This is a genomic window from Methylobacterium sp. Leaf456 (assembly GCF_001425465.1).
Taxonomy (GTDB): Bacteria; Pseudomonadota; Alphaproteobacteria; order Rhizobiales; family Beijerinckiaceae; genus Methylobacterium.
Window position 1 is genome coordinate 514,921 of sequence record NZ_LMQV01000043.1, and the last position, 8,653, is coordinate 523,573.

Genomic DNA, 8,653 nt, shown 5'->3' on the forward strand with positions numbered 1-8,653 from the left:
CCCTCATCCTGAGGTGCGTAGCCGAAGGTGGAGCCTCGAAGGAGGGCTCCAGCTCGCGCGCGATCCCTGGAGCCCTCCTTCGAGGCCCGCTGCGCGGGCACCTCAGGATGAGGGGGGTAGACGCATCGCAGCTTAATGGATCCGGCCGAATCCGCTCGGCCTCACGCTCAAGCCGCGAGATCGCGCACCCGCCGCAGGTCGGCGACGAAGGCGTGGTAGGCCTCCTCCTTGGCCTCGTCGGGCAGGCGCAGCAGGTAGGACGGGTGGACCGTGATGAACCCGCCGAACGGGCGGCCGAACTCCGCCGGCCCGCGGGCGCGGGTGATCGGGACCGGTTTGCCGGTCAGCGCCAGCACCGCGGTGGCACCCAGCGCCACGACGAGCTTGGGGGCGACGAAATCCAGCTCCCGGTCGAGCCACCAGCGGTAATGGCTGACCTCGCCGGCTGTGGGCTTCTCGTGGATGCGGCGCTTGCCGCGCAACGTGAACTTGAAGTGCTTGACCGCATTGGTGAGGTAGGCGTCCGACCGCTCGATCCCGGCCTCGGCCAGTGCGCGGGACAGCAACTGCCCTGCCGGCCCGACGAAGGGGCGGCCCTGCCGATCCTCCTGATCGCCGGGCTGCTCGCCGACGAAGGCGATCGTCGCCCCCAACGGGCCCTCGCCGAGCACGGCTTGGGTCGCGCCCGGCACCAGCGGCTCTGAGCGGGCGATGACGGCGTTCAGCGCCTCCAGCGATTCCGGCTCGTCCCGCGCCATCCGCTCCACCGCCCGGACGGGATCGCGCTTCTCCGGCATCGTCGGCGCCTTCTCGATCATGGCTTGGGCTCGCGCCCCCGCGGCCCGCACCAGCGCGGGAATCGCCGCGGTCTCCGGCATGTTCCGCCAGTACTTGCGGGGCATCTCGGCGCGCATCGCGTCGAGGTTCAGGCGGGCCGGGTTGAAGGTGCTCTCGTAATAGTCGCGCCAGCCGGCTTCGAAACCGTCGCCCTCCGGCGCGTCCTCGCGCCGCCCCGGCGGGCCGAAGCTCAACGCACCGTCCCAGTGGGCGGAGCCCTCCGGCGTCAGGATCGACCAGCGCAAGTTGCGGAAGCGATCGACGAAGAACGGGGCGGCCGCCTCCAGGATGTGGTGGTCGGGCTCGAACCACGCGACGTAGCGCTCGGGCTCGTTCGGCACCCGGCGGAAGCGCAGGAAGGCGTGCATCTTGTGCAGGTCGCGCGCGATACCCTTGCGCATCCGGTGAAGCCGGTGAACCAGCGGATCGCTCGCCACCTCCATCAGGGCGCGCTCGCCGTGCAGGACGCGCCAGATCAGGGCGTAGAGCAGGCCGTAGCGCTCGGGATCGCGGTGGGGGACGACCATCGGGATCAGGTCGGTCACCGGGCGGGGCAGCGCCAGCGGCGGGGCCTCGTTGGGGGCGGACTCCGTTCCGAACAGGCTCAGCGCCTCGGTCTGCCAGACGATGGCCTCGGGTGGGACGTTCGCGGCGATGAGGCGGCGGGCGGCGGCGCGGAAGCCGGGCATGTCGGCGCCGGGGGCGAGGGTGGCGACGTGGATGCCGATTCGGGCACCCGTTTCCGCGGAGGAGGCGGGGCCTTGCCGGTGCGGACCCGGCATCAGAACAGACTCAACTGTTCCGCCGGCTCCGCGAGCTTCGCCCGCAAATCCAGCCGGTCGGTCAGCGTCGTCGGCCGGAAATCCTCGGCGATCAGGAAGGGCCGCGCCCGCTTCAGCCCCGAGGTCAGCCGCGCCACGTCGTCGAGGCGCAGGCGCCCGTGGCGGCGGGCCTTGACGATGGCGTCGACCGCCCGCGCCCCGAGGCCCGGCACCCGCAGCAGCATCGTACGGTCGGCGCGGTTCACATCGACGGGGAAGTGGTGGCGGTTCTTGAGCGCCCAGGCGAGCTTGGGATCGATGTCGAGGGCGAACATCCCGCCGTCGGCCGCGTTCGCCACGTCGTCGGGGGAGAACTCGTAGTACCGGATCAGCCAGTCGGCCTGATACAGCCGGTGCTCGCGCCGCAAGGGCGGGGCCTGCGGCGGCAGGGCGGACGACGCGTCGGGGATCGGGCTGAAGGCCGAATAGTAGACACGCTTGAGGCCGTAACTCCCATACAGGAGTGCGCTCTTGCGGATCAGCGCCTCGTCGGTGGTACTGTCCGCCCCCACGATCACCTGCGTCGATTGCCCGGCCGGCGAGAAGCGGCGCTTCTCTTCTTTCGCCTGCGCGATGCGCTCGCCGATCTGCCCCATCGCCCCCTCGATCGCCGCGCCGTCCTTCTCCGGCGCGAGGCGGGTCAGGCTTTCCTCGGTCGGCAGTTCGAGGTTGATCGACAGCCGGTCGGCGTAGAGCCCGGCCTCCTCGATCAACCACGGGCTCGCCTCGGGGATCGACTTCAGATGGATGTAGCCGCGAAACCCATGCTCGCGCCGGAGCTTCTTGGCGACGCGGGTGAGCATCTCCATCGTGTAGTCGGGCGAGCGGATGATGCCGGACGAAAGGAACAGCCCCTCGATGTAGTTGCGCTTGTAGAACTCGACCGTGAGCGTCACCACCTCTTCCACCGAGAAGCGGGCGCGGGCGACGTTCGAGGAGCGCCGGTTGACGCAATAGGCGCAGTCGAACAGGCAGTAATTGGTCAGCAGGATCTTGAGCAGCGAGACGCAGCGCCCGTCCGGGGTGTAGGCGTGGCAGATGCCGGCCCCCGTGGTCGAGCCGAGGCCGTCGGCGCCGGCCTTGCGCTTGGGCGCGCCCGACGACGCGCAGGACGCGTCGTACTTGGCGGCGTCCGCGAGGATGCGAAGCTTGCGCGCGAGTTTCTCGTCCATCGAACGGAAGATGAACGCGCCCGCGGGAGGATCAATGCGGCGCGTTGCCTTTCACACCGGAAATCCGCTTTTCACGTACGGTCCGTCCGGTCCGGGTGGGTTACCGTCCCGAGGCCGCCCACTCGGCGCGGGATTGCCGGTAGTCTGCGACGATGCTCTCCAGGCCGGTGGCGGCGAAGTTCGCCTTCGAGAGTAGGAATTGCGGGTATTGCGCCGCGGCAACCTCCTCCAGGCGCGCGGCGAACGGCTTCGCGAGCGGCCGCGACTTGGTCCGCTTCCAGCAGATGACGAGGTTGGGGTCCTCGGCGGGGATGCGCAACTCGATCGACGGGAAGAAGGTCTCGATCAGGTAGAGCAGCTTGAAGACGTCGCCGGTCCAGCCGGTATAGGTGCCCTCGGCCAGGGGCCGGACCTTGACCCACAGATCGAGAGGCAGCGCCTCGACCCAGTTGGCCGGCCGGATGTCGTCGATGAGGATGACGGCGTCGTTCTTGGTAAAGTTCAGGACGTTGGTGAAGTCGCGCAGCGTCTGCTCGGCCGTGTGCAGCCCGTCGATGAAGGCGACGTCGAACGGCAGACCGATTTCGACCGCATCGGCGAAATACTGGTCCGAGGGCATTCGGAAGATCTGAAAATTTTCGCCAAGAAAAGAATCGTCTTCGAAGTGCGGGTGAGGGACGACGCCGATCCGCCAGTCGGCCTCGATTTCCTTGAAGGTGAGGCCTTCCTCGACGCCGACTTCCAGATATCGCGGCTGATCAAATAAAGACACGAAACGATTGATCAATTCGTGCCGCCGCATGGTGCCCCCGTCAGCATTCACGTCGAAGCGCGATTGTTCCGGGTGGTACGAGACCGCATTGCGGAAGGCAAGGCTGCGGGCAGCGAGGAACCCGTCTGGCAGGCACCGTCCGCGTCGTCAGGTCGGCGATACCGGCTTCGGCGGCCGGAGAAAGCGGGCGAACGGGCTCGTTGCGGAGGGCGGCAGGGTCGTCGGCGTCAGCATGGCCTGCGCGCACGCGGCGGCGTACCGACTGCGCGTGCCCGCGACGGGATCGCACCCTTCACGGGCGCAATAGGCCAGGAATTCGTCGGGATCGAGGATGACTCGGAGCGTCGGAAGGCCCCCCGCTGCGTCACGGCCTCGACATTGCGGGCGGACTTCAGCCAGGCCTCATAGGTCTCCGGCAGCGCGTCGGCATCCTTCATGATGGAGAGGATGCGCCGGTAATCCTCCGGCCGATACCAAGCCAAGCTGACGACCATTGCCGGCCTCCCGTCGGAGCGAGGCCCGATCCTACGATCCGGCCCCGCCCCCTCGCAATCCGCGGATCAGCCTTGGGCGAGCGTCTTGTCCAGGGTGATCTCGGCGTTCAGCAGCTTCGAGATCGGGCAGCCCTTCTCGGCGTTGCCGGCCAGCTCGTCGAATTTTTGCTGATCGATGCCGGGGATCACGGCCTTGAGGGTGAGGGCCGACTTCGTCACCTTGAAGCCGTCGCCGTCCTGCACGAGCGTGACCACCGCCTTGGTGTCGAGCGAGGTCGCCTTGAGGCCCGCCGACTGGAGCTGGAAGGCGAGCGCCATGGTGAAGCAGCCCGCATGCGCGGCCGCGATCAGCTCCTCCGGGTTGGTGCCGGGCTCGTTCTCGAAGCGGGTGTTGAAGCCGTAGGGGTTGTTCGAGAGCACGCCCGACTGGGTCGTGATCTGGCCCTTGCCGGTCTTGCCGTCGCCTTCCCAGTGGGCGCTCGCGTGGCGGTCGGTCATGCTGTCTCGTCCTCGAAATCGGGTGCGGGCGATTCCCGCGTCGGGGGCGAGGTGGGGCGCAGCGTCCGGAAGTCGAGGAATTTTTGCTTTACGTCTCCTCGGGCGGATCGTCGGCCTCCGCTTCGAGGACGGCGCGCGCCAGCGCGTAGGGGAAGCCCGCCCGCGCCATGGCGGCAAGGTCGCGCTCGCGGTTCGTCTCGCGCGCGCCGGGCGGGCGGTGGGGGCCGAGGCGGCGGCGGCGGGCATAGGCCAGAGCCGCCTGCTGCTCGGTGTCGGCTTCCTCGCCCGCATCCTCGCGCTCGTCGGTCATGGCGGCCGAGATCGTGTCGGCGTCGATGCCCTTTTCCGACAGCTTGGCCCGCGCCTGCCGGGTCGAGGCACCGCGGCGGCGCAGCGTCGCGAGGCGGGCGGCGGCGAAGCGCGCGTCGTCGATCAAGCCGGCGCGCTGGGCGCGGGCCACCGTCTCGGCGATCAGCCCGGCATGCGCGTCGGGCGTCTCGTTGCGGGAGCGGCACCGCCGGTCCACCCGTCGGGCCAGCACCCGGCGCAGCATCTCCGAGGAGGCGCCGTAACGGTCGAGGTAGTGCAGGGCCACGCGCTCCAGCCACGCGGCGGTGACCGGCGGCTCGGGTCTTGCCTGTCTTGCGGGGCTTGCCTCCCGCTCCGCTCGTCCGTCGTCACGACGATCGCGTGAACCCTTCGTCGGGATCATCCGTTCTTCACGGTCCTGCCTTGGTTGTCGTCCCATGCTTGTCGGATGGATCGCTCTGGAATGCGAGGGCTGCGCCTCCGGGCAGTGGCCGTCCTGATGCGGCGCGAATGGCTGTTCGTGCTGCTCGCCCTGGGGCTGGCGGCGTTCGCCGGCCTCGTCGTCACCCTGTCGCGCCCCACGCTCCTCACCGTCGCCGTCGGCCCGCGCGACGGCGTCGAGGCCGCCCTGATCGAGGCCTACGCCAAGGCGCTGGTGCGCAACCATGAGGACGTGCGGCTGCAGGTCACGCCCCACGACGACGTGCGCGACAGCGCGCTCGCCCTGCAGAAGAACCGCGCCGACCTCGCCGTGGTTCGCCCCGACGTGCTCCTGCCCGACAACGGGCTGACCCTCGCCATCCTGCACGACGAGGCGCTGATCGTCGCCGCCCCCGAGGCGGCGGAGATCGAGAGCTTTTCCGATCTCTCGACGCGCCGCCTCGGCGTGGTGGTGCGCCACGACGCCGATTTGCCCTTCGTCACGAACCTCCTCGACTTCTACGACTTCAAGCCCGCGAGCGAGGCCGAGATCGCGGGAAGCGAGCCGCTCGGGGCCGGCCGCGTCGGGCTGGTGCCGCTGAAGGCGGGGGAGGTCACGCAGGCGCTGGAGGCCAAGCGGGTCGATGCGGTGGCCGTCATCGCAAGCCCGACGGCGAAGGCGACGCTCGGGATGCTGCGCGCGGTCGAGGCGGCCTCAGCGGAGCGCAAGATCCGCTTCGTCGGCGTGCCGGACGGCAAGGCGATCACCCAGCGCCTGCCCGAACTCCAGACGGTGACGCTCAGCGCCGGCACCTTCGGCGGACGCCCGAAGCGCCCGGAGGAGGATGTCGAGACGGTCGGCGTCTCTTACCGGTTGATGGCGCGGGGCTCGGTGAGCCGCGTCGCCGTCGCATCCGTGGTGCAGCATCTGTTCGAGTGGCGCTCGCGGCTGGCCGCCATCGCCCCCGTCGCCAACGCGATGAAGCCGCCAGACTACGACACCACGGTCACGGCGACCAGCGCACGCCTGCCCAACCACCCCGGCGCGGTCGATTATTTCGAGCGCGAGCAGCAGACCTTCCTCGACCGCTACGAGGACTGGATCTACCTGCTCGCCTTCTTCGGCGGCACGATCGGCTCCGGCGTGGCGTGGCTCGGCCAGCGGCTCGCCCGCAAGCGGCGCGAGCGCATCGACGTGGTGCTCGACCGCCTCCTCGACATTCTGGCCGAGGCCCGCGACGCCTGCGAGGTCGCCCAACTCGACGCGCTGACCCGCGAGACCGACGCGCTGATCGCGGACGTGGTCCGCCACGCCCGCGAGCGCACCATCGACGGCCGGATGATCTCGGCGCTGATCCTCGCCATCGATGCGGTCAACGGGGCGCTGGACGACGGGCGGCGCGCGCTCGATCCGGGGGCGGATGCGGTCGGCGGCCGCTCGCGGACGGCGCGGCTGCTGTCGCTGAGCCTGCCGGCGGCGGAGTAGGTGCCCCGCCTCATCCCCCCAGGGCGAACCCGGCCCGCTCCCCGCCCAGCACGAACCCGTTCCGGCCGCGCCGTTTGGCGGCGTAGAGCGCCCGGTCCGCCTCCGCGATCAGGTCCGCGGCCGGTAGGACCGCGCCCTCGGGCCGGCGCGCGACGCCGATGCTGATCGTGGCGACGCCGATCCCGTCGGCGCGGGCCGGATGGACGAGGGCCAGCGCCTCGACCGCCTTCCCGAGCTGGCGGGCGCAGCGCGCCAGCGCCAGCTCGCTCCCGCCGTCCCGGACCAGGACCGTGAATTCCTCGCCGCCGAAGCGGGCGCAGAAGGCGTCGTGGCGCCGGGCGAAATCCGCGAAGGTCCCGGCGATCCGCCGCAGGCAGTCGTCGCCGGCCGGATGGCCCAGCGCGTCGTTGTAGAGCTTGAAGTGATCGATATCGATCATCATCAGCGCCATCGCGTCGGGGCGCGACAGCCAGTCGTCCAGCGTGTCGGCGAGGTGGCGGCGGTTCGGCAGGCCGGTCAGGGCGTCGGTGTGCGACAGGTTCTCGAACTCGCGCCGGGCGGCGTCGGCGCTCTTGGCGCGCAGGCTCGCTTCGAGCGCCGACAGGTAATCGGCGCAGCGCCGCCGCTCCATCACGGCGTTGGCGTAGAGGCTGAAGATGCAGGCGGTGGTGATCTGCACCGCGAAGGCGGCCTGAAGCGCCGGAGCGAGATCGGGCTTCGACGCGACGGCGAGCAGGGTCGCGGCGAGCGCGCCCGCCGTGAAGGCGACCGCGTGGCGGAAGCGCAGCGCCAGCAGCATGTTGGCGAAGATGATCGTCAGCGACAACTCGCCGAAGGTGAACAGCCCGAGCGGATCGCGCGTCATCCAGAACAGGGAGACCGGGAGCAGGTAGGCGTTGAGGATGCCGACGAGCACCAAGCGCTCGGTCCAAAGCGGCGACGTCCGCCCGATTGCCCAAGCGAGGCCGAGCGAGACCGGCGTGACGAGCCCGACGCGGAGCGCCACCGACAGCCAGAGAATATCCGGCAGGAGGACGATGCTGGTGAGATTGTAGACGTTGTAGAGGGCGATCCCGACGAGAATCGCTGCGCGCAGCTCCGAAGTCCGCCGCCCGGCATGTTCGGCGTCGTAGCGGTCTTGAATGGGGGCAGCCAAGCGCAGCCAGCGATCGAGCAGCGGTTCCCCGCCGAGATCGTAGAAGCGCCGGATCGCGAGCGCCGACATCGTCCTAGTCCCCCTTGCCGGAGGGGCGTAGCGCGAAAGTTTTTAACTTTTGTTGCTGCAATCACTGCAAGCCGAACGGCTTCATTCGGCACATCGGCGCGATACCGTACCGAATGCAGCAAACGCTCGCACAACTTTAAAGCATCGACATGTGAAAGCGCTCGCGGCCCGCTGGGAATGCGGCGTGGGGCTCAAAGCATCGGCCCGAAAGGTGGTCGCCGGCTTTCGGAAAAAAGCCGATGCGGCACAAGAACAAAGAGTATCGTCCTGGATCCGATATCCAGGACGATACTTGAGAGCTGCCCCCGATCACGTTGGTCGGGGTGCATCTCCAAGCCTCTGTTGTGCCGCGCTTTCTTTCGAAGAACCGGTTTCCACTTCGTCGGACAGCGCTCCGGTATCATGGCGCAGACGCCACAAACGATTCCAAGGGCTTAGCCCCACATCCCGATCTCACTCAAGGAGGTCGGGTATGAAGGCGGCGGCGCGGTGCGCGCTGGTGGCAGGGCTGGCGCTAGAGCTATTGCCGATCAGGTTGGATCGTATGCGTCGTATCCGGCCGCTGTGAGGCAGTTGCGGCAGGCCTTTGGGGTGAGGCTGTCGAAGGCGGATCGGATTG

The 8,653-nt window shown here is 69.2% G+C and carries 8 protein-coding genes; 1 reads left to right on the top strand and 7 read right to left on the bottom strand.

Going from position 1 to position 8,653, the window contains the following annotated elements:
* Window positions 1–167: 167 nt before the first annotated feature.
* From ASG52_RS23855 to ASG52_RS23880, 6 genes are all read right to left on the bottom strand, one after another.
* A complete protein-coding gene (locus ASG52_RS23855; protein WP_056248762.1) occupies window positions 168–1,619 on the bottom strand; it encodes a UdgX family uracil-DNA binding protein in 1,452 nt (483 codons plus the stop codon).
* The gene (locus ASG52_RS23860) at window positions 1,619–2,830 is read right to left on the bottom strand and encodes a putative DNA modification/repair radical SAM protein (RefSeq protein ID WP_056248763.1); all 1,212 of its coding nucleotides are present in this window, start codon (window positions 2,828–2,830) and stop codon (window positions 1,619–1,621) included. Before ASG52_RS23860 ends, ASG52_RS23855 begins: the two co-directional genes overlap by 1 nt.
* A 100-nt stretch (window positions 2,831–2,930) precedes the next feature.
* Window positions 2,931–3,632 (bottom strand): class I SAM-dependent methyltransferase, encoded by a 702-nt coding sequence (locus ASG52_RS23865; protein ID WP_056248765.1) that lies wholly within the window; start codon window positions 3,630–3,632, stop codon window positions 2,931–2,933.
* A 197-nt stretch (window positions 3,633–3,829) separates the two neighbouring features.
* On the bottom strand, window positions 3,830–4,096 hold the full coding sequence (locus ASG52_RS23870) for a hypothetical protein (protein ID WP_056248770.1): 267 nt from the start codon (window positions 4,094–4,096) through the stop codon (window positions 3,830–3,832).
* A 66-nt stretch (window positions 4,097–4,162) separates the two neighbouring features.
* Complete coding sequence (locus ASG52_RS23875) at window positions 4,163–4,594, bottom strand: OsmC family protein (protein ID WP_056248774.1); 432 nt, start codon at window positions 4,592–4,594, stop codon at window positions 4,163–4,165.
* Window positions 4,595–4,682: 88 nt separating this feature from the next.
* Complete coding sequence (locus tag ASG52_RS23880) at window positions 4,683–5,147, bottom strand: regulatory protein RecX (protein WP_056248898.1); 465 nt, start codon at window positions 5,145–5,147, stop codon at window positions 4,683–4,685.
* A gap of 255 nt (window positions 5,148–5,402) precedes the next feature.
* Between ASG52_RS23880 and ASG52_RS23885 the strand changes: the two genes are divergently transcribed.
* Complete coding sequence (locus tag ASG52_RS23885; RefSeq protein WP_056248902.1) at window positions 5,403–6,809, top strand: TAXI family TRAP transporter solute-binding subunit; 1,407 nt, start codon at window positions 5,403–5,405, stop codon at window positions 6,807–6,809.
* Window positions 6,810–6,819: 10 nt separating this feature from the next.
* Here ASG52_RS23885 and ASG52_RS23890 read toward each other — a convergent pair whose 3' ends face one another.
* Entirely contained in the window at window positions 6,820–8,034 is a 1,215-nt protein-coding gene (locus ASG52_RS23890; RefSeq protein ID WP_056248776.1) for a GGDEF domain-containing protein, read from the bottom strand.
* Window positions 8,035–8,653: the final 619 nt, after the last annotated feature.